25 protein-coding genes, 3 tRNA genes and 1 riboswitch are annotated in these 26,072 nt (G+C 64.0%); of the genes, 13 read left to right on the top strand and 15 right to left on the bottom strand.

What is annotated here, in order from left to right:
* Positions 1 to 232 precede the first annotated feature (232 nt).
* Positions 233 to 1,606: an MFS transporter gene (locus ACJ8PE_RS02200; protein ID WP_197793378.1), complete on the top strand. Its 1,374-nt coding sequence runs from the start codon at positions 233 to 235 to the stop codon at positions 1,604 to 1,606.
* A gap of 112 nt (positions 1,607 to 1,718) precedes the next feature.
* Here ACJ8PE_RS02200 and ACJ8PE_RS02195 read toward each other — a convergent pair.
* A tRNA-Ser gene (locus ACJ8PE_RS02195) sits at positions 1,719 to 1,808 on the bottom strand.
* A 92-nt stretch (positions 1,809 to 1,900) separates the two neighbouring features.
* Here ACJ8PE_RS02195 and mtfA point away from each other — a divergent pair.
* Both mtfA and ACJ8PE_RS02185 read left to right on the top strand, forming a co-directional pair.
* A complete protein-coding gene (mtfA, locus tag ACJ8PE_RS02190; protein ID WP_197793355.1) occupies positions 1,901 to 2,701 on the top strand; it encodes a DgsA anti-repressor MtfA in 801 nt (266 codons plus the stop codon).
* A gap of 99 nt (positions 2,702 to 2,800) precedes the next feature.
* Positions 2,801 to 2,876: transfer RNA gene (locus ACJ8PE_RS02185), tRNA-Asn, on the top strand.
* Between the two features lie 54 nt (positions 2,877 to 2,930).
* Here the strand turns inward: ACJ8PE_RS02185 and gap are convergent.
* From gap to ACJ8PE_RS02165, 4 genes are all read right to left on the bottom strand, one after another.
* Positions 2,931 to 3,941: a type I glyceraldehyde-3-phosphate dehydrogenase gene (gap, locus tag ACJ8PE_RS02180; RefSeq protein ID WP_033643676.1), complete on the bottom strand. Its 1,011-nt coding sequence runs from the start codon at positions 3,939 to 3,941 to the stop codon at positions 2,931 to 2,933.
* A 77-nt stretch (positions 3,942 to 4,018) separates the two neighbouring features.
* Complete coding sequence (locus ACJ8PE_RS02175; RefSeq protein WP_404768926.1) at positions 4,019 to 4,993, bottom strand: GlxA family transcriptional regulator; 975 nt, start codon at positions 4,991 to 4,993, stop codon at positions 4,019 to 4,021.
* Between the two features lie 126 nt (positions 4,994 to 5,119).
* Positions 5,120 to 5,854 carry an SDR family NAD(P)-dependent oxidoreductase gene (locus ACJ8PE_RS02170; protein WP_197793356.1) on the bottom strand — a complete coding sequence of 245 codons (735 nt, stop codon included), beginning with the start codon at positions 5,852 to 5,854 and terminating at the stop codon, positions 5,120 to 5,122.
* A gap of 12 nt (positions 5,855 to 5,866) precedes the next feature.
* Entirely contained in the window at positions 5,867 to 6,889 is a 1,023-nt protein-coding gene (locus tag ACJ8PE_RS02165) for an LLM class flavin-dependent oxidoreductase (protein ID WP_042784962.1), read from the bottom strand.
* A 149-nt stretch (positions 6,890 to 7,038) separates the two neighbouring features.
* Positions 7,039 to 7,141: riboswitch (TPP riboswitch) on the top strand.
* Positions 7,142 to 7,203: 62 nt separating this feature from the next.
* On the opposite strand from ACJ8PE_RS02165, the gene ACJ8PE_RS02160 reads away from it, so the two are divergent.
* Genes ACJ8PE_RS02160 through ACJ8PE_RS02145 form a run of 4 tightly spaced genes read left to right on the top strand, consistent with a single transcriptional unit; the run spans position 7,204 to position 10,359 of the window.
* Positions 7,204 to 7,887: a TenA family protein gene (locus ACJ8PE_RS02160; protein ID WP_197793357.1), complete on the top strand. Its 684-nt coding sequence runs from the start codon at positions 7,204 to 7,206 to the stop codon at positions 7,885 to 7,887.
* The gene (locus tag ACJ8PE_RS02155) at positions 7,884 to 8,624 is read left to right on the top strand and encodes an ABC transporter ATP-binding protein (RefSeq protein ID WP_197793358.1); all 741 of its coding nucleotides are present in this window, start codon (positions 7,884 to 7,886) and stop codon (positions 8,622 to 8,624) included. The genes ACJ8PE_RS02160 and ACJ8PE_RS02155 overlap by 4 nt, the downstream gene beginning before the upstream one ends.
* Positions 8,621 to 9,388 (top strand): ABC transporter permease, encoded by a 768-nt coding sequence (locus tag ACJ8PE_RS02150; protein WP_042784966.1) that lies wholly within the window; start codon positions 8,621 to 8,623, stop codon positions 9,386 to 9,388. The genes ACJ8PE_RS02155 and ACJ8PE_RS02150 overlap by 4 nt, the downstream gene beginning before the upstream one ends.
* Positions 9,389 to 9,423: 35 nt before the next feature.
* A complete protein-coding gene (locus ACJ8PE_RS02145; protein WP_197793359.1) occupies positions 9,424 to 10,359 on the top strand; it encodes an ABC transporter substrate-binding protein in 936 nt (311 codons plus the stop codon).
* On the opposite strand, the gene ACJ8PE_RS02140 is transcribed toward ACJ8PE_RS02145, so the two are convergent.
* Positions 10,360 to 11,100, bottom strand: a complete 741-nt coding sequence (locus ACJ8PE_RS02140) for a transporter substrate-binding domain-containing protein (protein ID WP_197793360.1) — start codon at positions 11,098 to 11,100, stop codon at positions 10,360 to 10,362.
* Positions 11,101 to 11,386: 286 nt separating this feature from the next.
* Between ACJ8PE_RS02140 and opgB the strand changes: the two genes are divergently transcribed.
* Positions 11,387 to 13,690, top strand: a complete 2,304-nt coding sequence (opgB, locus tag ACJ8PE_RS02135) for a phosphatidylglycerol--membrane-oligosaccharide glycerophosphotransferase (protein WP_197795375.1) — start codon at positions 11,387 to 11,389, stop codon at positions 13,688 to 13,690.
* Between the two features lie 139 nt (positions 13,691 to 13,829).
* Entirely contained in the window at positions 13,830 to 15,293 is a 1,464-nt protein-coding gene (locus ACJ8PE_RS02130) for an AMP nucleosidase (RefSeq protein WP_197793362.1), read from the top strand.
* Positions 15,294 to 15,329: 36 nt separating this feature from the next.
* Here the strand turns inward: ACJ8PE_RS02130 and nac are convergent, their stop codons facing one another.
* Positions 15,330 to 16,253: a nitrogen assimilation transcriptional regulator NAC gene (nac, locus tag ACJ8PE_RS02125; RefSeq protein ID WP_197793363.1), complete on the bottom strand. Its 924-nt coding sequence runs from the start codon at positions 16,251 to 16,253 to the stop codon at positions 15,330 to 15,332.
* A 328-nt stretch (positions 16,254 to 16,581) separates the two neighbouring features.
* Here nac and ACJ8PE_RS02120 point away from each other — a divergent pair.
* Positions 16,582 to 16,657, top strand: a tRNA-Asn gene (locus tag ACJ8PE_RS02120).
* Between the two features lie 57 nt (positions 16,658 to 16,714).
* Here the strand turns inward: ACJ8PE_RS02120 and ACJ8PE_RS02115 are convergent.
* Together ACJ8PE_RS02115 and ACJ8PE_RS02110 are read right to left on the bottom strand one after the other, a co-directional pair.
* On the bottom strand, positions 16,715 to 17,155 hold the full coding sequence (locus tag ACJ8PE_RS02115) for a DMT family transporter (protein ID WP_033643687.1): 441 nt from the start codon (positions 17,153 to 17,155) through the stop codon (positions 16,715 to 16,717).
* 17 nt (positions 17,156 to 17,172) lie between these two features.
* Positions 17,173 to 17,691 (bottom strand): GNAT family N-acetyltransferase, encoded by a 519-nt coding sequence (locus ACJ8PE_RS02110; protein ID WP_033651829.1) that lies wholly within the window; start codon positions 17,689 to 17,691, stop codon positions 17,173 to 17,175.
* A 38-nt stretch (positions 17,692 to 17,729) separates the two neighbouring features.
* Here ACJ8PE_RS02110 and ACJ8PE_RS02105 point away from each other — a divergent pair, with 38 nt between their 5' ends.
* Positions 17,730 to 18,299 carry a helix-turn-helix domain-containing protein gene (locus ACJ8PE_RS02105; protein ID WP_033651830.1) on the top strand — a complete coding sequence of 190 codons (570 nt, stop codon included), beginning with the start codon at positions 17,730 to 17,732 and terminating at the stop codon, positions 18,297 to 18,299.
* Positions 18,300 to 18,311: 12 nt separating this feature from the next.
* Here ACJ8PE_RS02105 and ACJ8PE_RS02100 read toward each other — a convergent pair whose 3' ends face one another.
* From ACJ8PE_RS02100 to ACJ8PE_RS02090, 3 genes are all read right to left on the bottom strand, one after another.
* A complete protein-coding gene (locus ACJ8PE_RS02100; protein ID WP_033643690.1) occupies positions 18,312 to 18,605 on the bottom strand; it encodes a DUF2623 family protein in 294 nt (97 codons plus the stop codon).
* A 130-nt stretch (positions 18,606 to 18,735) separates the two neighbouring features.
* A complete protein-coding gene (locus ACJ8PE_RS02095) occupies positions 18,736 to 19,323 on the bottom strand; it encodes a nitroreductase family protein (RefSeq protein WP_033643691.1) in 588 nt (195 codons plus the stop codon).
* A gap of 69 nt (positions 19,324 to 19,392) precedes the next feature.
* Entirely contained in the window at positions 19,393 to 20,289 is an 897-nt protein-coding gene (locus ACJ8PE_RS02090) for a LysR substrate-binding domain-containing protein (protein ID WP_442536708.1), read from the bottom strand.
* 115 nt (positions 20,290 to 20,404) lie between these two features.
* On the opposite strand from ACJ8PE_RS02090, the gene ACJ8PE_RS02085 reads away from it, so the two are divergent.
* A complete protein-coding gene (locus tag ACJ8PE_RS02085) occupies positions 20,405 to 21,040 on the top strand; it encodes a flavodoxin family protein (RefSeq protein ID WP_197793367.1) in 636 nt (211 codons plus the stop codon).
* A 28-nt stretch (positions 21,041 to 21,068) separates the two neighbouring features.
* On the opposite strand, the gene ACJ8PE_RS02080 is transcribed toward ACJ8PE_RS02085, so the two are convergent.
* The 3 genes from ACJ8PE_RS02080 to ACJ8PE_RS02070 are packed head-to-tail and all read right to left on the bottom strand — an operon-like array spanning position 21,069 to position 23,902.
* On the bottom strand, positions 21,069 to 22,448 hold the full coding sequence (locus tag ACJ8PE_RS02080; RefSeq protein WP_404768841.1) for an FAD/NAD(P)-binding protein: 1,380 nt from the start codon (positions 22,446 to 22,448) through the stop codon (positions 21,069 to 21,071).
* A complete protein-coding gene (ssuD, locus tag ACJ8PE_RS02075; protein ID WP_197793369.1) occupies positions 22,448 to 23,620 on the bottom strand; it encodes an FMNH2-dependent alkanesulfonate monooxygenase in 1,173 nt (390 codons plus the stop codon). The genes ACJ8PE_RS02080 and ssuD overlap by 1 nt, the downstream gene beginning before the upstream one ends.
* A gap of 57 nt (positions 23,621 to 23,677) precedes the next feature.
* Complete coding sequence (locus ACJ8PE_RS02070) at positions 23,678 to 23,902, bottom strand: hypothetical protein (RefSeq protein WP_197762186.1); 225 nt, start codon at positions 23,900 to 23,902, stop codon at positions 23,678 to 23,680.
* Between ACJ8PE_RS02070 and ACJ8PE_RS02065 the strand changes: the two genes are divergently transcribed.
* The gene (locus tag ACJ8PE_RS02065) at positions 23,901 to 25,820 is read left to right on the top strand and encodes a sigma-54-dependent Fis family transcriptional regulator (RefSeq protein ID WP_197793370.1); all 1,920 of its coding nucleotides are present in this window, start codon (positions 23,901 to 23,903) and stop codon (positions 25,818 to 25,820) included. The two genes, ACJ8PE_RS02070 and ACJ8PE_RS02065, sit on opposite strands and share 2 nt — an antisense overlap.
* Positions 25,821 to 26,072 lie beyond the last annotated feature (252 nt).

The following is a 26,072-nucleotide window of genomic DNA, read 5'->3' as shown; positions in this document are numbered from 1 at the left end:
CTGTTCTTCCATCTTACTGAAAAGGTTAATGATCGCGCTCACACTCTCAGTGGCCTCCGGCGCAGCCATTCTCACGGCAATCCCTTTTTATAACATAAAGTTAACACTGCCTCGTCACTCACCGCCGGCTCAATTGTCCGATAAACGCACATTTTTTCGATTATCGCCGTTTAACGTCCGCCCAGGGGCTGCTTATAGTGATGACACTCAACTACTGCACCGGGAGCACCCCATGTCGGGAAACAACGCAATCAATGTTCGGGCGCTGATCGACGACCGCCCGTTAGGCAAATGGCAAAAGATGATCGTGCTACTCGGCTTTTGCATCATTGCTCTGGATGGATTCGATATCGTTATCATGGGATTTATTGCGCCAGAGCTTAAGGCGGATTGGCAAATCACTAACCGCGAACTGGGGCTGGTGATCAGCGCGGCGCTGATTGGCCTGTCGCTGGGCGCGATGCTATCCGGACCATTGTCAGACAGATTCGGCCGCAAAGTCGTCATCATCAACAGCGTATTCTTTTTTGGCGTTTGGACGCTGGTGACGGCGTTTTCTCAAAATATGGAGCAGATGATGTTATTTCGCCTGCTCACCGGATTGGGGCTCGGCGCCGCCATGCCGAATGTCGGCACCCTGGTGGCGGAGTTCGCGCCCGCCCGACGCCGCGCTTTCTTGATTACCGTGGTTTTCTGCGGCTTCACCTTTGGCGCCGCCTTGGGCGGATTCGCCGCGTCCTGGCTGATGCCGCGCTTCGGCTGGCATGCCGTGCTGCTGCTCGGCGGGATCTTGCCCCTGCTGTTCGCGCCCGTGCTGATGGCGGCGTTACCCGAATCGGTGTGTTTCCTGGTGGCGAAACGGGCAGATCAGGGCGGCATTCAGCGCATTCTGGCGAAACTGGCGCCCGATCGCGATTTTCGACATTCTACCGTCGTTCTGCCCCCGCCGGGCCAGGTCTGCACTCATCCGGTTAAACTGGTGGTAAGCGCACGGTACCGCTTCGGCAGTTTAATGCTGTGGGGCGCGTATTTTAGCGCGCTGTTTCTGTACTACACCTTAGGCAGTTGGCTGCCGCTGCTGATTAAAGACAGCGGTTTCAACATCGCGCAAGCGGCGGTCATCACCGCGCTGTTTCAGGCGGGCGGGACATTAGGGTCGCTATTTTCCGGGTGGTTGATGGACAGATCCGAACCGCATCGCGCGTTGGCGTCGATTTATGGGTTGGGGGCGCTGTTCACTCTGCTGATGGGGATGGCGATGGGTTACCCCCTCCTGATGAGCGGCTGCGCGATGGCCATCGGGTTCTGCATCGGGGGCGCCAACACCGGCATGAACGCGTTGTCGGCCAGCTTTTACCCCACCGAAGCGCGAGCCACCGGCTCCAGCTGGATGCACGGCATCGGCCGTTTGGGCGCTATCTTAAGCGCGCTGGCCGGGGCTGAAATGCTGGCGCTCGGTTGGAGCTTCAGCACCATTTTCGCCGTCCTGGCGCTGCCCGCCCTGCTGACGGTGGCGATGATCGTCGCCAAGCGGCGTCATCAGGCGCGTCAAGCGACAGAGCATCAATATGCCGCCTATCTGGATGCGCGTTCGAATGATGTTTGATTGCGTCGGGAAATAATCGAGAACAAAGGGGAAGGCGTGTCGGCCTGCAGGGCCGGGGCGCTTTAACTGTGATGGGGATCGTTGAAAGATTTTTTCGTAAGTGATTGAATAATGGCGGAGAGAGGGGGATTTGAACCCCCGGTAGAGTTGCCCCTACTCCAGTTTTCGAGACTGGTCCGTTCAGCCGCTCCGGCATCTCTCCTGACAACGCTTGCTATCATGCCCGCTTTTACGGCATTTTTACAGCATTAGCATACCGCTGAACGTTCAAGTGACGACTTTACGAGCAACCTGATGATTAAATGGCCGTGGAAAGCGACTCAACCTTCTCACTCCGAGGCGGATACCCAGGCACAGTGGCGGGACGCGCTGGCGATCCCGCTGCTCTCGCCGCTGAATGAGCAAGAGCGGCAGCGGCTGGTGGCCGTCGCCGGGCAGATTTTGCAGCAAAAGCGCATCGTGCCGCTGCAGGGGCTGCAGCTCACCTCGCAGATGCAGGCGCGCATCGCCCTGCTGTTCGCCTTGCCGGTGCTGGAGCTGGGCGCGGAGTGCCTCGACGGCTTCAACGAAATTCTGCTCTACCCCACCCCATTCGTGGTGGAAGACGAATGGCAGGACGAGATCGGCCTGGTGCACTCGGGGCCGGTGGTGCAGTCCGGCCAAAGCTGGGAACAGGGGCCGATCGTGCTCAACTGGCAAGACGTGCAGGACTCTTTCGACCTTTCCGGTTTTAATCTGGTGATCCACGAAGCGGTACACAAGCTGGATATGCGCAACGGCGGCGTCGCCACCGGCGTGCCGCCGATCCCGCTGCGCGAGGTGGCCGCCTGGGAGCACGATCTGCACGCCGCGATGGAAAGCCTGCAGGACGAGATCGACATGGTCGGCGAAGAGGCCGCCAGCATGGATGCCTACGCCGCCACCGATGCGGCCGAGTGCTTCGCCGTGCTGTCGGAGTACTTCTTCAGCGCCCCCGAGCTGCTGGCCGAACGCTTCCCGGCGCTGTATCAGCACTTTTGCCGCTTCTACCGCCAGGATCCGCTGGCGCGCCTGCTGCGCGCCCAGGCAGAAAACGACGCGCAATGGGCTGATTGACAGGCTTATTGCTCAGATACCGAGCAGTCGCACCGCCTGGGGAAATTTAGCGTTGACACACCCGGGGCAGCTGGATATGATGCGCCCCGTTCACACGATTCCTCTGTAGTTCAGTCGGTAGAACGGCGGACTGTTAATCCGTATGTCACTGGTTCGAGTCCAGTCAGAGGAGCCATATTTAGAAAAGCCCGCTTAAGGCAACTTAAGCGGGCTTTTTGCTGTTGGGCGTTTACAGCCCGCGCTTTTCCATCAGCAGCGCCAGATCGACCAACCGATTGGAGAAGCCCCACTCGTTGTCATACCAGGCGAGCACTTTCACCAGATTGCCGCCGATCACCAGCGTGGACAAACCGTCGATAATCGACGAGCGCGCATCGCCCCGGTAGTCGCTCGACACCAGCGGCTCATCGCTGTATCCCAGGATCCCTTTCAGCGGGCCGGACGCCGCCGCCGCGCGGAACGCCGCGTTGATCTCCTCCGCCGTCGCCGGGCGTTTCAGCGTCACCGTCAGATCGACGATGGAAACCACCGGCACCGGCACCCGCAGTGAATAACCGGTCAGGCGGCCGTCCAGTTCGGGGATCACCTTGCCGAGCGCCTTGGCCGCACCGCTGGAGTAAGGCACGATAGACTCCGCCGCCGCCCGTGCGCCGCGCAGATCTTTTTCCGGCTGATCGTGCAGCGCCTGGCTGTTGGTATAGGCATGCGTGGTGTTCATCAACCCGTATTCGATGCCGAACGCCTGATGCAGCACCTGTGCGGCGGGCGCCAGCCCGTTGGTGGTGCAGCTGCCGTTGCTGACCACCTTATGCAGCGCCGGATCGTAGAGGTGATCGTTAACCCCCATCACCAGCGTGATGTCATCGTTCTTGGCCGGCGCCGAGATAATCACCCGCTTGGCGCCGCCATGCGTGATGTGCACTTCCGCCTTGGCCTTGTCGGTAAAGAAGCCCGTCGCTTCGATCACCACGTCCACGCCCACGCTGCTCCAGGGGATCTCGGCGGGATCGCGCTGCGAAAACACCTGAATCGGCCGGCCGTCCAGCAGCAGCTGGTTGTCGCCGGCTTCGACCCTGGCCGCCAGCGTGCCGGAAAGCGTGTCGTATTTCAGCAGGTGCGCCAGCGTCTTGCTGTCGGTCAGATCGTTGATCGCCACCACTTCAAAATCGCTGCGCCCCAGCGCCGCGCGCAGCACGTTGCGTCCGATCCTGCCGAATCCATTAATGCCTACTCTCACCATGATGCACTCCTCGTTTTGGGCTTTGCCTCAACTCTAGCCCTGCCCCGAAGCGGCGTAAATGACGTTTACCGATCAATTTACGCCAAATTGCGCGCATGAAAGCGTTCGCGGTATTCGCTCGGGGTCAGCTGCAGTTTTCGCTCAAACACCCGCCGCAGGTTAAGGCCGTTGCCAAAGCCGGTGGCCAGGGCGACCTGCTCGATGCCTTCCACACTTTGCTCCAGACGCTGTCTGGCGGTATGCAACCGCCCTTCTTCGACGAATTTGGCGGGAGAAATGCCCGTCTCGCGGGTGAACACGCGGGTAAAGTTGCGCGGGCTCATCGCCACGCGTTCGGCCAACCGTTCGACGCTGAGATCGTCGGCGAGGTTTTCCAGGATCCAGGACTGCAGGTCGCGGATCGGGCCCGGCGATTTGGCCTGGTTGAGCGGGTAGCGGCTGAACTGCGCCTGCCCGCCGGGGCGGCGCAGAAACATCACCAGATCCTGCGCCACTTCACGCGCCTGCACGAAGCCGTAGTCGTCCTCCACCAGCGCCAGCGTCAGGTCGAAGCCGGAGCTGACGCCGCCGGAGGTCCAAATCGGCCCGTCCTGCACGTAGATCGGGCCGTTTTCGACCTGCACCTGCGGGAAACGCGCCTGCAGCGTTTCCGCCAGTCGCCAGTGGGTGGTCGCCCGCCGTCCGTCCAGCAACCCGGCTTCGGCCAGCAACAGTGCGCCGCCGCAAACGGAGGCGATACGGCGCGTCTGCGGCGCCGCGCGGCGCACCCAATCCGCCACCAGGGCGCCCTCTTCTTCGCTCGCCCCTTTGCCGGCGACGATCACGGTATCGCGCGGCAGGAACGGATCGAGATCCGCCAGGCGATGGTCGGCCAGCAGGCTCAGGCCTGACAGGCCGTGCACCACTCGGTGAGATTGCGTAGTGGCGACCGCGATCTGATACAGCGGCGTCTCGGCAGGGCTCAGGCGATTAGCCTGCATCAGGATATCGGCGATGCCCGCCGCTTCGAACAGCATGCCCCCTTCAGGGACGATAATCAGGAATGTGTGCATGGCGATAATAGAGAGAACGGTCAAAACAGGTCAGGAAGCCACTGTATAAGAAAAGCGCCGCCGGTTCACCCTGTAGGCATAAAAAAGCCCGCCGATAACCCCGACGGGCCTGGAAGGAATAGCCATTTAAACCTGCGGCAAGATCACCCCGCCGGCGCGCGCCAATTGCGCCAGCAGCGCCGTTTGAAACGCCTCGTCGTGTACCGCCGCGTGAGGCTCGAAGCGCTGCTGATGATGCCAATAGCCGCCGGACGCCAGGGCCTGTGGTTCATCGCTGCTCACCAGCCATGCCTGCGTCACATGCCCCAGCGCCAGATCGTCGGGCGCGTCCGCGCCGCCCATTTTGGTCGGCACCCAGCCGGGATCGACCGCGCTGCTGATGACGTCGGGCCACAGGCGCGCCACGGCGGCGGCCAGCGTGGTGACGAACAGCTTGCTGTCCGAATAAGAACCGGCGGCACCGCCAAGCCAGTCTACGCCGTTCAGCTCCGCCACGCCGTCAAAGTGCATACTGCTACTCAGGTAGACGATACGCTTGGGACGTTCGATCAGGGCCGTCAGCAGGTAGGGCGCTATGACGTTCACCGGCATCACCTGCGGCCCGGTGAACATGCCGGCATTGTGGATCACCGCGTCCGGACGGCCGAGGCGATTGACCTGCTCGGCAAGCTGCCGAGTCTGCTGTACATCGGACAAATCGCCGATCGCCGCCTGTGCACCGCGATCCAGCAGATCGCGCACCGCGTCCAGACGGCCGGGTGCGCGCGCATGCAGAATCACCTGATGCCCTTCGTCCAACAGCGTTTGCGCGGTGGCGCGGCCCAGCCCGTCCACCGAACCGGTAATGAAAATGCGTGACATGCCATCCTCCGTTTAGCGCCAGCCGAGCGCCGGCGCGACATGGGTTAAAATCGATTCGATGACGTGCGCGTTGTAATCCACGCCCAGCTGATTAGGCACGGTCAGCAGCAACGTATCCGCTTCGGCGATGGCCTCGTCCTGCGCCAGCTGTTCGATCAGCGCGTCAGGTTCTGCGGCGTAACTGCGGCCAAAGATCGCCCGGGTTTGCGCATCGATATACCCCAGTTGGTCGCCTTCCTTACCGCTGCCGCCGAAGTAGTTGCGATCCCGCTGATCCACCAGCGCGAAGATGCTGCGGCTGACGGAAACCCGCGGCTCGCGCGCATGGCCCGCCTCTTGCCAGGCCGCGCGATAGGCGCGGATCTGCTTGGCCTGCTGGATATGAAAGGGTTCGCCGGTTTCGTCGTTCTTGAGCGTCGAGCTTTGCAGGTTCATGCCCAGCTTCGCCGCCCAGACGGCGGTGGCATTGGAACCTGCGCCCCACCAGATGCGGTCGCGCAGCCCGGCGGAAAACGGCTCCGGCCGCAGCAGCCCGGGCGGATTCGGGAACATCGGCTGTGGATTGGGTTCGGCGAACCCTTCGCCGCGCAGCGCTTCCAGGAACACTTCGGTATGGCGGCGGGCCATGTCCGCATCGGTTTCGCCGTCGGCCGGGGCATAGCCGAAATAGCGCCAGCCGTCGATGACCTGCTCCGGCGAGCCGCGGCTGATGCCGAGCTGCAGCCGCCCGCCGGCGATCAGATCCGCCGCGCCGGCGTCTTCCACCATGTACAGCGGATTTTCATAGCGCATGTCGATCACGCCGGTGCCGATCTCGATGCGTTGGGTTTTGGCGCCGATGGCGGCCAGCAGCGGGAACGGCGATCCCAGCTGACGCGCGAAATGGTGAACGCGAAAATAGGCGCCGTCCGCGCCCAGATCTTCGGCGGCGACCGCCAGATCGATGGACTGCAGCAGCGCATCCGCCGCGGAACGGGTGCCGGACTGGGCGGAAGGCGTCCAGTGGCCAAACGAGAGAAAACCAATCTTTTTCATCGGGCATCGTCCTCAAAGGCAAAACATGGGCCTACAGTGACAAAAATCGCACGCTTTGCGCCAGCAAAATCGCCCCCGATCGCACTAAACGAACCGATTGCCGCCGCGCCGCCCGGCGATTGTAATCAAAAAACAAATGTCGTATAACAGGCAGCTCCGAGGGGTGTCCTGTTACGGGCTGAGATGGCGTAAGCCGAACCCTTTGAACCTGATCTGGGTCATGCCAGCGAAGGGACGGTTAGGCAACCGCGCGATCACCCGTTGCCTGTTCATACCTCAGCGTGCCCGGATCTCCACTGACTCAAGGAGGTCCCATGTCCATCACCACCCTGTTCGAAAGCGGTCTTTACGGCCGGCTGCGCCAACAGGCCGGCTGCCACTGGCAAAATTATGTCGATCACCCGTTTCTGCAGCAGTTGGCCGCCGGCGCCTTGCCTGAACGCGCTTTTCGCCGTTACCTGACCCAAGACTACCTGTTCCTGCTGCACTTCGCCCGCGCCTACGCGCTGCTGGTCAGCAAGCTGCGCACCCTGCCGGAAATGCGCGCCGCCACCGCCTCGCTCAACGGCATCGTCGCCGAGCTGCCGCTGCACGTGGCCTACTGCGCCGAATGGGGGCTGAGCGAAGCGCAGATCGCCGCCCAGCCGGAGGCGGCGGAAACCATGAACTACACCCGCTACGTGCTGGACATCGGTCATGCGGGCGACGCCCTCGATCTGCTGGCCGGCCTGCTGCCCTGCGTGGCCGGTTATGCCGAAATCGGCCTGCGGCTGCTGCACGATCCCGCCACCCAAATGGAGGGCAATCCTTACGCCTCCTGGATCCGCAACTACGGCGACGAGGGCTATCTGGCCGGCGTGCGCGCCGCCATCGAACTGCTGGAAACCGTCGGCCACCAGCGCGGCGCACAAAGCCGCTTTACCGAGCTGGCGCAGATTTTCACCACCGCCACCCAGCTGGAAGCGGCATTTTGGCAAATGGGGCTGAACGCCTCATGACCTCCCCGCGCCTCCCGCCCGGCATCCAGGTGCGGGATCTCACTCTGCGCTTCGGTCAACAGACGATCTTTGAGCGGCTGAGCTTCGACATCGCCGGCGGCAGCTTCGTCTCCCTGCTCGGCGCCAGCGGCGCCGGCAAAACCAGCCTGCTGAAGATCATCGCCGGGCTGGCGCAGGCCAGCTCGGGTACGGTGAGCGGCAGCGACGGCCTGCCGATCGCCGGGCGCATCGCCTACATGGGGCAAAAAGACCTGCTCTACCCGTGGCTGAGCGTCGAAGACAATGTCGCCCTCGGCTCGCGGCTGCGCGGCGAAGCGCCGGATCGGGCATGGACAGCGCACCTGCTCGAGCGCGTAGGCCTGGCCGCGCATAGCCGCAGCCTGCCCGCCGCGCTGTCCGGCGGCATGCGCCAGCGCGCCGCCATCGCCCGCACGCTCTACGAACGCCAGCCGATCGTGCTGATGGACGAACCCTTTTCCGCGCTGGACGCCATTACCCGCGCCGAGATCCAGAGCCTGGCCGCCGAGCTGCTGGCGCAAAATACCGTGCTGCTGATCACTCACGACTCGATGGAGGCTTGCCGCCTGAGCCACCGGCTGCTGGTGCTATCGCCCTGGCCGCTGGGCCTCGACGATACCCACCGCATCAGCGGGCAACCGCCGCGCGCGCCGGATGACGCCGACCTGCTGAAAAGCCAGGCCGAGCTGCTGCTGCAAATGGTGAGGGCAGCGCAATGAATATCGCCAAAGAGCGCGGCTTCACCCGCCTGCGGCGTGGGTTGACGGTCTTCATCGGCCTGCTGCTGCTGTGGTGGCTGGCGGCGCAAAGCGGCATTCCGGCCTTTCTGCTGCCCACGCCGGGCGCAGTGGCGCAGGCGCTGTGGGACGGGCGCGGCTATCTCGCCTGGCACACGCTGGTCACCGCTTCGGAGATCGTCAGCGGGCTGGCGCTCGGCGTGTTGCTCGGCGCGGCGCTGGCGCTGTGCATGATTTTCTCGCCGCGGCTGCAACGCTGGCTGATGCCGCTGGTGCTCACCAGCCAGGCGATACCGGTGTTCGCCCTGGCCCCATTGCTGGTGCTGTGGTTCGGCTTCGGCATGAGCGCCAAAGTGGCGATGGCGGTGCTGGTGATCTTCTTCCCGGTGGTGTCGGCCTTTTTCGACGGGCTGCGCCGGGTTAACAACGACTATCTCGATCTGGCGCGCACGATGCGCGCTTCGCGTTGGGCGCAGCTGCGGCACGTGCGGCTGATGGCGGCGCTGCCGGCCTTCGGCTCCGGCCTGCGCATGGCCGCCGCCGTCGCGCCGATCGGCGCCATTATCGGCGAATGGGTCGGCTCGGCCGAGGGGCTGGGCTACGTGATGCTGAACGCCAACGCGCGCATGCAGACCGACGTCTGCTTCGCCGCGCTGTTTATTTTGGTGCTGATGACCGTGCTGCTGTGGGCCGCGGTGGATGCGCTGCTGCGGCGCCTGATCGCCTGGGCGCCGGAAAACGACTGATGATTGCAACCATAACCAGGGATAAAGGAACGACCATGATCAAACAAACCCTCTGCGGACTGCTGCTCGGCGCCGCCCTCACCGGCCAAGCCGGCGCGGCCGACAAGCTGACGCTGGTGCTCGACTGGTACATCAACCCCGATCACGCGCCAATTATGGTGGCCGAGCAGATCGGCGCCTTCAAGGCCGCAGGGCTGGACGTCAAGATCGTGCCGCCGTCCGATCCGGCGCTGCCGCCGCGGCTGGTGGCCGCCAAACAGGCCGACCTCGCCATCACCTATCAGCCGCAGCTGCATTTCTTCGCCGATCAGGGCCTGCCGCTGATGCGCGTCGGCACGCTGATCAACACGCCGCTGAATACGGTGATCGCGCTGGATAAAAACATCACGTCGCCGGCGGATCTCAAGGGCAAGACGGTGGGTTACTCGGTTAGCGGCATCGAACAGGCGACGCTGGCCACCATGGTCGAACACGAACACCTCAAGCCGCAGGACATCAAGCTCATCAACGTCAACTTCCAGCTGACCAGCGCCCTGCTGGCGGGCCAGGTCGATGCGGTGATCGGCGGCTACCGCAACATCGAAGCGCTGGAGCTCAAGCTGCAGGGTAAAGAACCGGTGGTGTTCAACGTCGAAGATTACGGCGTGCCGGCCTACGACGAGCTGATCATCGTCGCCAACCGAGATGCGGTGAACGAGCCGAAAATCCGCAAATTCCTCGCCGCGCTGAAGCAAGGCAGCGACTACCTGCACGCGCACCCGCAGGACACCTGGCTGGCGTTCGCCAAGGCGCACCCGGAGCTGAATACCGAGCTGAACAAACAGGCGTGGCAAGCCAGCCTGCCGCTGTTCGCCCGCGATCCGGCCAAGTTGGATCGCGCGCGCTACCAGGCATACGAACAATTTCTGTTCGACAACAAGCTGATCAAGAAAGTCACCCCGGTAGACCAGTATGCGGTGGAGCTGAACTGATCACGCCGAGGCGGCCGGCGGCGCCACCGTCACCTCGCCCTGGCCGCTGCGCTGCAGGGCCGCCTTCACCAGCCCGTTGGCCTTGCAGCGTTCGATAAACGCGTTCACGTAGGCGGCGCCCTGCGTTTTTTGCCTCGGCACCGCCATCGCCTGGCGAATGGCGGTGAAATGCCCATCCAGCACTCGGTAGCCGGGATGGGCGGCCGCGGCGGCCAGCAGCGGTTGACGCACGCCGGCCGCCGCCTCCAGCCCGCGTTCGAAAAACAGCGCGATCGCCTCGGCGGAAGTAGCCGCCCGCACCAGCTGCGCCTGCTGCAGCGTGCGCGACAAAAACAGATCGTACGCGGCACCCTGACCGACCGCAATGCGCACCTCCGGCCTGTCGAGCTGCGCCACCTCAGAGTAAGGCGCGTCGTTCGCCACCAGATAAGTCCCCTCGATGATCACGTAGGGTTCGCTGAAGGCGATCTGCGCCGCGCGCACCGGCTCGATGGCCATAAACGCCAGGTTCCAGGCGCCGCTCTCCAGATCGGCGAACACCTTGCCCGCCGCGTCATAGGTGACCAGTTCGAGCGCCACGCCCAGCTCCTGGGCCAGAGCGGTGGCTAGCTCCACCGAAGCGCCTTGCGGTTTGCCACCGGCCCCGGCCTGCGCCAGCACCGGATTGCCGAGATTGATCGCCGCGCGCAACACGCCTTGCGGGGCCAGATCGTCGAGTACCGCTGCGGAAATCGTCTGCATACTTCCTCCTGAATGGCTGATGGACGCGCCGTCGTGGCGCTCATTAAGCGTAGAGCGAAACCTCCGACCAGCAAGCTTTCGCCGCCGAGGCCGCCGTCGGCGTGATTAACGTCACACTATTGTCATAAAAATGTACAATAGCCGCCGCTCGTCGGCCGTAGCGGGAGATCGCGCGTTGTTCCGCCGCCGGCAATAGGCTATACCCTTCACTTTTCGCGCCGCGGCACACTCGGCGGCGCAACCCAGGGCAGCAACGGTTTTATTTCAATCAGACAAGGTTTGGCGGATGGTTTTAGCAGTCGTTTCGTTTGTTCTCTTTTTGGCGTCGATTTTGATTTATCGCACCCGGGCCGCCGCCAACCGCTGGTGGTTCGCCATTCTGCTGACGCTGCTCGGCAGCTATCTGGTGCTGAACGTCATCCTGATCGCCAGCAACTACTTCACCGGCGACGGCATCACCGACGCGGTGATCTATACCGTCACCAGCAGCCTCAAAGGCGCGGGCATCAGCAAATACGTGCTGCCGTTTATCGGCCTGCTGGCGGCGCTGGGACTTATCTTCGCGGTGCTGGCCCGCAGCCTGCTGCGCCGCAAGGCCAAAGGCAGCAGCGTGGCCTACAGCGTCGTCGCCGTGCTGCTGGCGCTGTTCTCGGTCGGCACCACCCCGGCGTTTCAGGACATCTCGCTGCTGGTCAAGAGCCAGATCGTCGGCGATACCGCCGATTTCACCACCTACTACAAGGCGCCGAAAAAGACCGTGCAGGGCAAACGGCCGAACCTGGTGTACATCTATGCCGAGAGTCTGGAGCGCACCTACTTCGATACCGAGCTGTTTCCCGGCCTGGCCGACGAGCTGAACGCCCTGCGCACGGACAGCATCGATTTCAGCAACACCCAGCAGCTGCCGGGCACCGGTTACACCATCGCCGGCATGGTCGCCTCGCAGTGCGGCATTCCGCTGTTCGCCCCCTTCGACGGCAACGCCTCCAGCGCGGTCTCCACCTTCTACCCGGAGAACGTCTGCCTGGGCGACGTGCTGAAGGCCGCCGGCTACAGCAACTCTTTCTATCAGGGCGCCGAGCTGGCGTTCGCCGGTAAAGACACCTTCCTGAAATCCCACGGCTTCGACCACGTTTACGGCTTCAAAGAGCTGCGCGAACAGGTCGCCGATCCGAGCTACAAAAACGACTGGGGTTGGTACGACGACAGCGTGCTGGACGTGGTGTACGGCAAGTTCGTCGAGCTGTCCAAACAGCGCCAGCCGTTCTCGCTGTTTACCCTGACCGTCGATACCCATCACCCGGACGGTTTTATCTCCGCCGGCTGCAGCAAGAAAAGCTACGCCTGGCAGAACAAGGAAAACCGCTCGCTGAGCGCGGTGGCCTGCAGCCAGCAACACATCGCCGCGCTGATCGACAAAATCAAACGCTCGCCCTATTTCAGCAACACCGTGATCGTGGTGTCCTCCGATCATCTGGCGATGAACAACACCGCCTACGACATCCTGACCAAACAGAAGCGCCGCAACCTGTTCTTCATCATCGACGGCACCCGGCCACTGGCGGAACAGCGCAACGAGAAGCGCAGCACGCTGGACAACGGTGCCACGGTGCTGGACGTGATGGGCGGCGACAACTACATCGGCCTTGGCCGCAGCAGCCTGTCGGCGCCGTCGCTGTCCACGGTGTTCCTGAACATCGAAGAGAAGATCAACGGCTGGAAACCGGCGGTGATCAATCAGTGGGGCCTGCCGAACCGCATCAGCGACTACAGCGTGGACACGCGCCAGCGCAGCTTCAGCTTCTCCGGCGTCACCTACAAGGTGCCGTTCATCCTGCGGGTGGGCGACAACCGCATCGAACCGATGTTCAACGTCTACCTCTCCACCCCGCTGCGCAAGCAGCTGGCCGGGCTGGGGGCGGGGGAGAAATTCGTCTGGGTCGATAAATGCTACGAGATCGGCCGGGTCTGGGCGCCGCAGCTGGCGCTGAGCACCGACATCTGCGTGGCCTCCGGCACCCTGGCCTCGCCGCCGCAGATCGTGCAGGCCAGCGGCGAGCGCTTCCGCGGTAAGGTGAACTTTACCGGCCCGGCGGCGGACAGCGTCGCCGATTACCAAAACGCCGTCGCCCGCCTGCAGGTGGACGACGCGGCGATGAAGTACCGGGCGGACGCCATCGAGTTCATGCTGCCCGGCATGCCGGAACAGGTGAAAGCCATTACCGGCGTCTCCGCCGTCGAGGAGTGGGGCCGCTGGTCCGACGCCAACCTGGCGCCGGCGGTCGACATCGATTATGTCGATCCGCTGCCGAAAACCTTCGATCTGGTGCTGCGCGCCCGCGCCTACGGCAACAACGTCGGCGAACCGATTTCGGTGCGCGTCGGCGACGAAGAGCGCTTCGTGTCGCTCGGCGAGCAGGACAGCACCGTCACCCTGCGTTTCGACAACCCGCGCGGCGCGCAGAAAATCAGCATTACCCCGCCGGCACCGACCGAGCCGAAAGAGAGCGCCAGCGGCGGCTTCACGCCGAAGAAGCTGGGCATCGGCCTGGTATCGCTGAAGGTCGAAGCGGCCGCTCCCGCCTCCTGATCCCCCCGCCTTCACGGGCGCGGTAATTTCTTTGCCGCGCCCGTCATTTCGACCAAGCTTTTACGCCCTGCTTCGGCTAACCTGTGACGGTGAAACGCCGCCAATCCCGCCACAGAGCCGGGACATCGAAGGAGAAAGTATGAGCTATGCCCCACCTCGCAGCGGCCTCAGCGCCGATCAGGCACTCGATCAACTGGAAGCCTTGTATGACGCCGCGGTAGACGCGCTGCGGCAGGCGGTCAGTGACTTTATCAGCCACGGCACCCTGCCGGACCCGCAGGCGCGCGCCGCCGGGCTGTTCATGTATCCCGAGCTGCGCGTCAGCTGGGACGGGCAGCAGTCCGGCCCGAACAAAACCCGCGCCTTCGGCCGCTTTACCCATCCCGGCAGCTACAGCACCACCGTGACCCGGCCGCAGCTGTTCCGCCACTATCTGGCCGAACAGCTGGCGATGCTGGAACACGACTACGCCGCCCATATCGAAGTGGCGCCGTCGCAGCAGGAGATCCCGTTCCCTTATGTGATCGACGGCTCCAGCCTGGCGCTCGATCGCTCAATGAGCGCCGGTATCGCGCAGCATTTCCCCACCACCGAGCTGGCGCAGATCGGTGACGAGACCGCCGACGGCCTGTACCACACCACCGACAACCATTTCCCGCTGTCGCATTTCGATGCGCTGCGCGCGGATTTCTCGCTGGCGCGTCTGCGGCACTACACCGGCACCCCGGTGGAGCATTTCCAGCCGTTCGTGCTGTTCACCAACTACACCCGCTATGTGGACGAGTTCGTGCGCTGGGCCTGCGCGCAGATCGCCGATCCGGCCAGCCCGTACATCGCGCTCTCCAGCGCCGGCGGCACCTACATCACGCCGGAAACCAGCGCGCCCGAACAGGCGGTGTCCGATCTGGCGTGGAAAAACCACCAGATGCCGGCCTATCACCTGATCTCGCGCACCGGCCAAGGGATCACGCTGATCAACATCGGCGTCGGCCCGTCCAACGCCAAAACCATCTGCGATCACCTGGCGGTGCTGCGCCCGAGCGCCTGGCTGATGATCGGCCACTGCGGCGGCCTGCGCGAAAGCCAGAAGATCGGCGATTACGTGCTGGCCCACGCCTATCTGCGCGACGATCACGTACTGGATGCGGTGCTGCCGCCGGATATCCCGATCCCAAGCATCGCCGAGGTGCAGCGCGCCCTGTACGACGCCACCAAGATGGTCAGCGGCATGCCCGGTGAAGAGGTCAAACAGCGTTTGCGCACCGGCACCGTGGTCACCACCGACGATCGCAACTGGGAGCTGCGTTACTCCGCTTCGGCGCGGCGCTTCAACCTCAGCCGCGCGGTGGCGGTCGACATGGAGAGCGCCACCATCGCCGCTCAGGGTTACCGCTTCCGGGTGCCGTACGGCACGCTGCTGTGCGTCTCCGACAAACCGCTGCACGGTGAAATAAAACTGCCGGGCCAGGCCAACCGCTTCTATGAAGGGGCAATCTCCGAGCACCTGCAGATCGGCATCTGCGCCATCGATCTGTTGCGCGCTGAGGGCGATCGCCTGCACTCGCGCAAGCTGCGCACCTTCAACGAACCGCCGTTCCGATAACGGTGCTCAGGCCCGCTGCGGCGGGCCGTTTTTTCCTCAACGCACCAGCGCCAGCGCGCGCTTCTCCTGGCTGCGGCCGCCGGCGATCGACAGCAACAGGTCTTTCACCAGCAGCGCCGGGGCGGACAGCGACTGTTGGCCCGACATGCACAGCGACAGCGGCACCGACATCGTCGGCGCATTGATGCGCGCCATCCAGGCCTTGGCTGGGCCGATCATCGCGCGCGCCACCGACTCCGGCAATACGGTCGCCCCCAACCCGCCGGCGATCGCAGCGCTCAGCGCGCCCGAGGATTCGATCTCCCCCACCACGTTGACAGCCAGCTTGCGCAGCGCCATCGCCTCCTCCAGTTGGTTGCGCACCGCATCGCCCTCGCGCGGCAGGAACAGGTTCAGCCGCGCCACGTCCAGTAGCTCGACGCTGTTGCCGGGATGCGGCACCGCGCGCGTCGCCACCAAATAGAGATCCTCTCGCATCAGCGCGACGGTGTGCAGACCGGCAGGCATTTTGGCGCCGTAGACCATCGCCATGTCCAGCATCTGGTTGGCCACCTGTCCGGCCAGCGCCGCGCCACTGTTTTCATGCAGGCTGAGCAAAATGCCCGGCTGCTGATCGCGCAGGGTTTGCAGCAGCGGCAGCGCCAGCTGCGCTGCGGTGCTCCCCGACGCCAACCCGAGAGACACCTGGCCGCTCATCGCCTGCCCGGCGCTGTTGACCGCGCTCTGCGCCTGCTCGCACTGGCGCAAAATGGTTTGCGCGTGGGCATACAGAATGTTGCCGGCCTCGGTCGGCTGCACCCCGCGCTTGGTGCGGATCAGCAGCTGTTGCTTCAGCTCCCCCTCCAGCGTCGCCAACTGCTGGCTGAGCGCCGGCTGGGCGATATGCAACACCTCCGCCGCCTGGGTCAGGCTGCCGACATCGACGATTTTCACGAAGTACTTCAGACGTCTGAGATTCATAGTGCCTCCAGCGAGCCGCTAAATTGAGAATGGCGAAATCCGGTCATGCAACCGCAGCAAGATCCAGGCCAGAGTCGTCAAAAGGCCAAAAACGGCGACAAATGGCCGTTTATCGGGCGAGGCGCGCCACAACGCAGGGCACGCGTTGCACCACCGGCAGGCAACGGCGCCGCCTCAGCGGGCAATCCGGCAGCGCTGCGCGTGAGGTAAGCGATAAAAGCGAGAAAAAGCAGCAGGTTGGGCAATCTTGCAGCAAACGCGCGCGCCGGGCGTTTTCGCGCTTTACAAGCCGCAACCGCCCCGCTATTATTCGCCCCGTTCACACGATTCCTCTGTAGTTCAGTCGGTAGAACGGCGGACTGTTAATCCGTATGTCACTGGTTCGAGTCCAGTCAGAGGAGCCATATTTAGAGAAGCCCGCTCAGGGAAACCCGAGCGGGCTTTTTGCCTTTCAGCCGCCGTCAAAAGCTGCGTTTCGCCACCAGATAGGCGCCCGCCACCAGCAGCAGAGCGCCGAACAGCGCCGGCAGATTCTCGCGCAGCGCCGCCGGGCCGGCGCGGTAGACGTCCACCAACAGCCCCATGCACAGCTGGCTGGCGACCAGGATCGAGATGGTGGCCGCCGCGCCCAGTTTTTGGTAGCCCAGGATGCCGGCGAACACGAACAGCGATCCCAGCAGCCCCGGCAACAGCATCCACCACCTGGCGGCGCCGGTCACTTCCGTCACCGCGCCGAGGCCGTTTTTGGCCAGCAGCAACCCCACCAGCAGCAACAAACCGACGCTGGAGTTGATCACCAGCGTGATAAGGATGGTCGAGACGCTTTCGGTGATGCGCACCATCAGCAGATTCTGCACCACCAGCCCCATCCCGGCCGCGATCAGCAGTAACAGCATATTCATCGCCCTGTCTCCCGGGATCAGCGCGCGGGCGGCGTCGCCCGTTCGTCGAGCCTCAGTTGCAGGAACGTCAGATCCAACCATTGGCCGAATTTGGCGCCCACCTGTTCCATGCGCCCCACGTCGCGGAACCCGAGCGCCAGATGCAGCTTAATCGAGGCCCGATTGCCGGATTCGATGCCGGCCACCATCACATGTTTGCCGATTTCCCGCGCCCGTGCGATCAGCGCCAGCAGCAGCGCCTTGCCAATCCCTGCGCCGCGATGCGCCTGATGGACATACACCGAATGTTCCACGGTGTGGCGATAACCGTCCCAGGCGCGCCAGTCGCCGAACGACGCGTAGCCGATCGCCTCGTCCTCGGCGTTCACCGCCACCAGCACCGGGTAACCCGCCGCCTGCCGTTCGCCGATCCACGCCGCGCGGTTGGCCGCATCCACGGTTTGTTCATTCCAGATGGCGGTGCTGTTCAACACCGCGTCGTTATAGATAGCGGCAATCGCCGCGCTATCGTTGAACGTCGCATTTCGTATAATCATGGTTTACCCCGGCCAATTGTCCACTATAATACTACGATATGAATATTAAATTAGACAATCTAAATCAGCTGATCGGCGCACGCATTCGCATTGAACGCGAGGCGCGCCACTGGTCGCTGTCCGATCTGGCCGAACGGGCGGGCGTCTCACGCGCGATGGTTCATAAGATCGAACGCGGCGAGAGCAGCCCGACGGCGATGCTGTTGGGCAGACTGGCGGGCGCGTTCGGCCTCAGCATGTCCAAGCTGATCGCCCGAGCGGAAACGCAGGAAGGCCGGCTGCTGCGCCGGGAAGATCAACCTATCTGGGTCGATCCCGAGAGCGGTTACGTGCGGCGCCACGTGTCGCCCCGCACCGATTTGCCGCTCGATCTGGTGCGCATCGAACTGCCGGCCGGCGCGGCTATCCCGATGCCGGCTTCGGTGTACGCGTTCAAACGTCAGCTGATCTGGGTCTTATCCGGCGCACTGGTCTTTATCGAGGGTGACGCGCGCCATGAGATGGCCGAGGGAGACTGCCTTGAGCTCGGCCCGCCGGCGGACTGCCGATTTGAAAATCAGAGCGACCAACCGTGCGTGTATATGGTGGCGGTGCTGAGCGCCGCCTGACGGCCGTCTGCCCTAACCCTGCGCCGGGCGGTTATAGCCGGCGCGGAAAAACTTCTCCGCCAACCGGCTGTCGCCACCGGAGAAGAACTCGCTCATCGGCTCGCTGCCAAGCCCATAGGCGCGGCTGAGCTGCCCGGCCTCGAACGCCGCCCGGTTCTCGTCGCCGCAGCGCTGCGCCAAATGGTGCGCATAGCCGAGCACGAAACCGCGCTTGTAGTCGGAGCAAAAGCGCGACAGCTCCGCCTCCGGTTTCAGGTTGTCCGCTTTTAATCCCGCCAACAGCCCTTTGCCAAAATGATCCCCCATCGGTTCCTCCTTATCACGCAATCGCTATATAACAAAATATACAGCGAATGGGCGAACGCGAACATACTCCCTAAGTTTTACTCGCCGCATAAAAAAGGCCCGCCAAGCGGGCCTCGGCGAGAACGCGCGATCACAGCGTGAAATTCAGCCCTTCGCTGACGGTGTTGCCCAGCGGCAGGCGGCCCGACGGCGCTTCTTTCTCCTGCAGGAAATCCGGCAGGCGGGATTTGTCGCCCGGTTTGCCGATCGCCACCATGGCATGCACCGCATAATCGTCCGGCAGCTGCAGCGCCGCCTTAATCTTGTCGTGGTGAATGCCGCTCATGCAGTGGGTCAGCCAGCCTTTCAGGTGCGCCTGATGCGCCAGGTTGGCCCAGGCGGCGCCGGTGTCGAACGCGTGGGTCGGGTTGTCCACCAGCCGCTCGCCGTTCAGGCTGGTGGTTTTGGAGACGATCACCACCAGCGCCGAGGCGTGTTGCGCCCAGCCGCGGTTGAAGTCGATCAGGAACTCCAGGTAGTTCTCCCAGCTGTCGGAGCCGTGCTTGCTGTAGGCAAAGCGCCACGGCTGAATGTTGTAGGCCGAAGGCGACCAGCGCGCCGCTTCAAAGAAGCTCAGCAGCGTTTGATCGTCGATGGCGTCGTTGGTCATCGCGCGCGGCGACCAGCGCTCGATAAATTGCGCGTCAATCGGGTAATCGGAGATTCTTGGCTGGCTCATGATAGGTTCTCGCAGTGAAGTAAAAACAAAAGTTCGCTGATATTCCCACAGCTTAGGACGGTAAAACTTTTATTTCGTGCCATTGTCCTGCGGCAGTTCCTGCTGCAGCCAGGCCAGAAACGCCCTGACTGGCGGATGCCGCTCGCGCCCCGGCGCGCACAGCACGCTGTATGCGGCGCCCGGTACGCGCACCTCCGGCCGGTACGCCGCCAGCAGGCCGTTGTCCACCATCTCGGACACCATCACCGAGCTGGCGAGCACCCACCCTTGCCCGGCCACCGCCGCCTGCAGGGCGTAATGCTCCTCGTGATAGCTGCGCATCGCCGCATGGCGTCGCCACCAATCGACCCCGGCGGCCCGGCACCAGTCATGCCAGCCGCTGTCGTACAGCACCGAATCCCCCCACTTGACGGTGATCAGCACCGGATTTTCCGGCTCGGCGGCGGCCAGCCCCGGCGCGGCGTAGACGCCAAAGCTTTCCTCCAGCCGCGCCGCCTGATGCAGCGCGGGATAGTGCGCGCGGCTGTAGCGCACCGCCACGTCCACGCTGGCGTCTTGCTGCAGATCGATCACCTCGGCGCAGGCCTCCAGGCGCACCAGATAGTGCGGATACGCCTGATAGAAGCGCCCCAGGCGCGGCACCAGCCACAGCGCCGCGAACGAGTGCGTCACCGAAACGCACAGCGATCCTGCGCTGGGCTGCGGCCGCAGGCCTTCGAGCGTGGTGGCGACGTCCAGCAGCGCGCCGTGCACCCCGGCAAACAGCGTTTCCCCCTTCGGTGTCAGCCGCACGCCGCGCGGCACCCGTTCGAACAGCGCAAACCCCAACTGCTGCTCCAGCGCTTTGATCTGGTGTGATATCGCCGTCGGCGTCACCGCCAGTTCGGCCGCCGCCAGCTTGAAGCTGCGCAGGCGAGCGGCGGATTCGAAGGTGCGTAATGCGTTGACGGGCAGCGTAGCGAACATGGCGAAGCCTCTCCAGGTGAGTTGAATTCATCCTGGCAGAAAAGCCGTCATTTGTCGCCCGCCGGGGTTTGTTTCTAGAGTAAGGCTGAATTCATTTCACACAGAGGAATATGACATGAATGCAACTCATCAACCCAAGCGTTTGGCGGTGCTGGTCGGCAGCCCGCGCCGCGACGGCAACAGCGCCACGCTGGCACAGGCGATCATGGCGGGCGCCGCCGAAGCCGGCACCGTCGCCAGCCTGCATTTTCTCGACGATTACCTGAGCGGTTTTCTGAGCGATGAGCGCCACGCGCCGCCGCCGGCCGATCGCTACGCCGAGCTGTTCCTGGAGCACTTCCTGCCGGCCGACGGCGCGGTATTCTGCACGCCGATTTACTGGTACGGCATGTCGGCGCAAACCAAGGCCTTTTTCGATCGCTCGTTCAGCTTCTATTCCAACGCCTACCCTCAGGCGGAACAGGTGCACCAGCGCATGAGCGGTAAACGCATCGGGCTGGCAGTGGCGTCGGAAGAGACCTACCCCGGCGCGGCGCTGGGCATCGTGCATCAGCTCCAGGAATTCAGCCGCTACACCCATTCCGCGTTCGTCGGCGTGGTGCACGGCGCCGGCAACCAGCGCGGCGAGATCGCCCGCGATCCGCGCAACCCGCTGCAGGCCGCCCGCGAGTTGGGGCGCGAGTTCTTCACCCGCCCCTATTCGGATTATCAGATGGACAGCCCGCGCAGCACGCAGGTGTGGGCGGACTGACGCTTGAATCTGCCGGCAAACCGCGCTGTCACCCTCCGGCGGCGATCGCCGCCAGTAGATGACGCGCGACGCTTTCGGCGTGTTCCGCCACCTGCGGCAGCCCCATCAGTTCGCCGAAGCGGCCGCGCGCCGCCGGGCCGGCCACCAGCAGGCGCGGGTTGGCCAGGCCGTCGCCGCCGATCGCCTGGCTGTCAGCATTGACCCACAGCCCCAGCCCCAGCGGATCGGCGCGCAGCGCCCCCTGCTCCGCCAGTGAATGGAGCAAGGGGCTGGCGGCGATCAGCCCGGCATGGGCCGGGCCCGTGGTGATCAGCAGCCGCTGCGCCTGCAGCGCACGCTCTGCGCCTTGGCGCGGCAGAATCGTCAACCTTACGCCCTGCGGCGTTCGCTCCGCTCTACGCAAACGAGCGGCCAATACCTGCAGCGTGCCTGCCGCCTGTTGATCCGCCAGCAGCGTGCTCACCTGCGGCGCAAGGCGATAGCGATGCAAGTCCCAATAGGCGCGCAAATGCCGCAGAAAGCGCTGCTGTTCGGTCGGCGTCAACGCTTGCCACAGGCGCTGCCCCTGGGCGCGCACCGCGTCCAACACCGCCTGCCACGGCACCCGTTGCCGAGCGGCGCGCGCCACCTCAAGGCGCACCTGCCGCACCCCATCGCGCAGTCCGGCGGGCGAGGCAAACGACCATGTCGGGTACTCCCCTTCGGCATTGGGGCGCGGCAGCAGGCCGTGACGAGAGAAGGCGGTAATCGGCCCGCGATGCCCGCGGCGGTGCAACGCCGCCACCGTATCGGCCATCGTTAACCCAGTGCCGACGATCGCCAACGCCTCACCGGGTTCAACGTCGTCCAGCGCCTCCGCCGCCCAGGGATTGGCGATCAGACGCGCATCGCGCGCCAGCTCCGGGGCGATCTGCCGCGGCAGCGCGGGCGGCGGATGGCTGGTCGCCAACACCACATAGTCGCCCCACAGCCGTTCGCCGCCCGCGGTGATGACGGTCGCGCCCTGCGCCTGCGGCTGCAGGTGCAGCGCCCGATCGCGCAGGTGCCGCAAGCGGGCCCGGCCCGACTGCGCCGCCTGATGGAAACGTTCCTCGACATAGCGGCCGAAGGCGCCGCGCTGCGGATAGGCTTTACCGTCGTGCCACAACGCCTGCGGATCGGCCACCAATCCGCCGCCCAGGCGATACCAGCGGTCAAAATCCCCCGCCGGCTCATCCGCCAGCTGCATCCGATCGGCCGGGACGTTGATGCGGTGGGTCGGTTCAGTGGTCGAGTAGGCCACGCCATAGCCCGGCGCCGCGCGCGGTTCGATCACCGTGACATCCACCGCTCCGCGCGCCAGCTGGATCGCCAGCGCCGCGCCGGTGAAACCGCCGCCGATAACGATAATATGGGTACGCTTCGCCATCAGCCCTCCCGCTGTACCGGGCCGGGACGACGATCGCCGCCGATGGTTTCGCCGAACGGGCCGGTATTGATCGTGCGGGTCGTCTGATGGGCCGGCTGCGCCAGCGGCAACAGCGGCATCACCAGTTCGGCGAAGCGGTGGGCCTCTTCCAGATGCGGATAGCCGGAAAGGATGAAATTGTCGATGCCCAGCGCCTGATACTCGCGTATGCGCGCCGCCACCTGCTGCGGATTGCCCACCAATGCGGTGCCGGCGCCGCCGCGCACCAGGCCGACGCCGGCCCACAGGTTGGGGGCGATGCGCAGACTCTCGCGCGAGCCGCCATGCAGCTCGCTCATGCGGCGCTGGCCGGTGGAGTCCATGCGCGCAAAGATCTGCTGCGCCGCCGCGATGGTGTCGTCATCCAGATGCGCGATCAGGCGCTCGGCCGCCGCCCAGGCTTCGTCTTCGGTTTCGCGCACGATAACGTGCAGGCGAATGCCGTAGCTGAGTTTACGCCCCTGCCGCTCGGCGCGCTGGCGCACCGCCGCCAGCTTTTCCGCCACCTGAGCCAGCGGCTCGCCCCAGGTCAGGTAGGTGTCGATCTGCCCGGCGGCGATGTCGAGCGCAGCCGGCGAGGAGCCGCCGAAATAGAGCGGCGGGCCGTTTTCCTGCACCGGCGGGAACAGCAGTTCGGCGCCTTCTACGCGAATATGCTTACCGCTGAAATCCACCTTCTCCCCTTGCAGCAGCCGTTGATACACCGTGAGAAATTCCTGTGTCACCTCGTAGCGTTCGGCATGGCTGAGGAAGATGCCATCCCCTTTGTTTTCCACCGGATCGCCGCCGGTCACCACGTTGATCAGCAGGCGCCCGTCCGACAACCGGTCCAGCGTCGCGGCCATGCGCGCCGCCAGGCTCGGCGGCTGCAGGCCGGGGCGCACCGCCACCAGATAGCGCAACCGACGGGTGATCGGTGCCAGCGCCGCCGCCACCAGCCAGGAATCCTCGCAGCTTTTGCCGGTTGGGATCAGCACGCCGTAATAGCCAAGGTTATCGGCGGCCAGCGCCACTTGCTGCAAGTAAGGCAGGTCTACCGGGCGCCCGCCCTGCGCCGTGCCCAGATAGCGGCCATCGCCGTGGGTCGGCAGAAACCAGAAAACGTTGATGCGTTCTTTCGCTGACTCAGTCATTTATGCTTTTCCTATATAACTATTCCCAATATTTATCGATAGAAAAATCTTGCTTGGTTATAAAACGAAAAGCAGGATGCATGCCACAGTGGCGGATTTTAAAAAGCGATGCATATCAATGCGTTGAAAAGACATCACCGCCCAAGCGCTGCTGCATTGGCAGCAGGCGGCGACGAAAAGCTGTTGCCAATGCAGCACCGTGCGCCTTTTGCCCTCTCGCGGCCGCTCATGGGCTGGGATAAGATTTTTTTCCCCCTTCGCCGTCAGCCAGGAGACGCCCATGTACGATCCCCAACCGTTCGCCGCCGACAAACCGGTGCTGATCGATCCGGCGTCGCTCGCTCTGCAAAGCGTGCTCGATCGGCTGGCCCCTACCGATGCCACCGTACTGATCGTCGGCGAAACCGGCACCGGCAAAGAGGTGGTGGCGCGCTATCTGCACCACCACAGCGCGCGCCGCCATCGCCCTTTTTTGGCGGTCAACTGCGGCGCGCTGACGGAAAGCCTGGCGGAAGCCGAATTGTTCGGCCATGAGAAAGGCGCCTTCACCGGCGCCGTCGGCACCCATCAGGGCTGGTTCGAAGCGGCGGAAGGCGGCACCCTGCTGCTGGACGAGATCGGCGAACTCAACCTGTCGCTGCAGGTCAAGCTGCTGCGCGTGTTGCAGGAACGGGAAATCACCCGCGTCGGTTCGCGCAAACCGCTGAAGATCGATGTGCGGGTCATCGCCGCCACCCACGTCGATCTGGCCGGCGCAATCCGCCAACGACGCTTCCGCGAAGATCTCTATTACCGGCTGAACGTCGCGGCGGTGACCTTACCCCCGTTGCGCCAGCGGCCGGAGGACATTCCGGCGCTGACCAGACACTTTCTTGCGCTGTACGCCCGCCGGCTGGGACGGCCGCCGCTGCAGTTGACGGTGGAGGCGCAGCAGGCGTTGCTGGACTACCCCTGGCCCGGCAACGTGCGCGAGCTGGAGAACACGCTGCATAATGCGGTCTTGCTGAGCCAGGAGGGGCCGATCGCCCCGCAGCAACTGCGACTCACGCAACGCCTGACGGATCACGGCGGCGGCGGTGACGACGCCATCGATCGCTTCGTGCAGCAGCAGTTGCAAGGCGACGGTACCCAGCTCTACCAACGGGTGCTGGATGCGCTGGTGCGCAACGCCTTCGAACGCAGCGGCGGCAACCAGCTGCAGGCGGCGGCCTTGCTCGGCGTCAGCCGCAATACCCTGCGCACCCATTTGGCGCATCTTGGCCTGATCAAACCGCGCCGCCGCAGCGTCGGCGCGCCCGCGCATTCGCCGGCCATCAGCGCAGCGCCGCTGCCCGAACGCGAACTGCGCATCGGCTATCAAAAATTTGGCAACCTCGGCGTGCTCAAGGCGCGGCAAAGCCTGGAACAGCACTTCGCCGCACAGCGCATCAGCGTACTGTGGAGCGAGTTTCCCGCCGGGCCGCAGCTGCTGCACGCGCTCGACGGCGATGAAATAGACTTCGGCACCACCGGCGAAGTGCCGCCGATCTTCGCGCAGGCGCAGGGCAACGCGCTGGTATATGTCGGGTTTGAGCCGCCGGCGCCGCAAAGTGTGGCAATGGTGGTGCCGCAAGACAGCCTGATACGCAGCGCCGCCGATCTGCGCGGCAAACGCATCGCACTCAACAAAGGCTCCAACGTGCACTATTTATTGCTGCAGATGTTGGACGAACAGGGAATGACGTTGAACGATGTGCGCATCGTCTATGCGCCGCCGAAGTATCCACTGTCGGCGACCGACCTGCAGGCGGTGGACGCCTGGATGATGTGGGATCCGCTGCTCAGCGACGCGCAGCGCAGCGGGGAACTGCGCGTGATCGCCGACGGCACCCAACGGGTGCTCAATCAGCAATTCTATCTGGCGCGCCGCGACTTCGCCGAGCGCTCGGGCGATCTGTTGCAGCCGCTGATGCAAGCATTGCAGCACACCGGCCGCTACATTGCCGCGCAGCCGAGAGAAGCCGCTCGTCACCTTTCCGACGAACTGGGACTGGCGAGCGCCTCGCTGGAACTCGCGCTATCGCGCCGCAGCCACGAGATCCGCGCCATGGATTTGCAGGTGATCCGCCAGCAGCAAAGCATCGCCGACCGCTTCTACGCCCTGGGGCTGTTGCCCAAAGCGATCGCCGTGCGCGAGGCGGTTTGGCCGCTGGGATCTTAGCCTGGCTTCGGGGGGCGCAGCATCGGCCGCCCTTTCTCCTCTGCGCGCAAACTCATATCGCCGTCGGAGCCGGGCGGTAATGCCAATGCCGCAAAGACATTTTTAGGTAAAATATACCGCCGATGTCAGTGCTAGGATTAATTCGCTATCATTTTATGTGCACTTTCAATTAACGTTACCCTGTTATTTTCGCATTCGCCGGTCGTCACGACCGGCTTTTTTATTTCCCCGTCTCCCCTGCCAAAAATATCG

This window comes from Serratia sp. CY74737, from assembly GCF_052166775.1.
In the GTDB taxonomy this organism is placed as follows: Bacteria; Pseudomonadota; Gammaproteobacteria; order Enterobacterales; family Enterobacteriaceae; genus Serratia; species Serratia ureilytica.
Note: the sequence above shows the minus strand (reverse complement) of the source record. Positions and strands in the feature narration are given on the sequence as shown.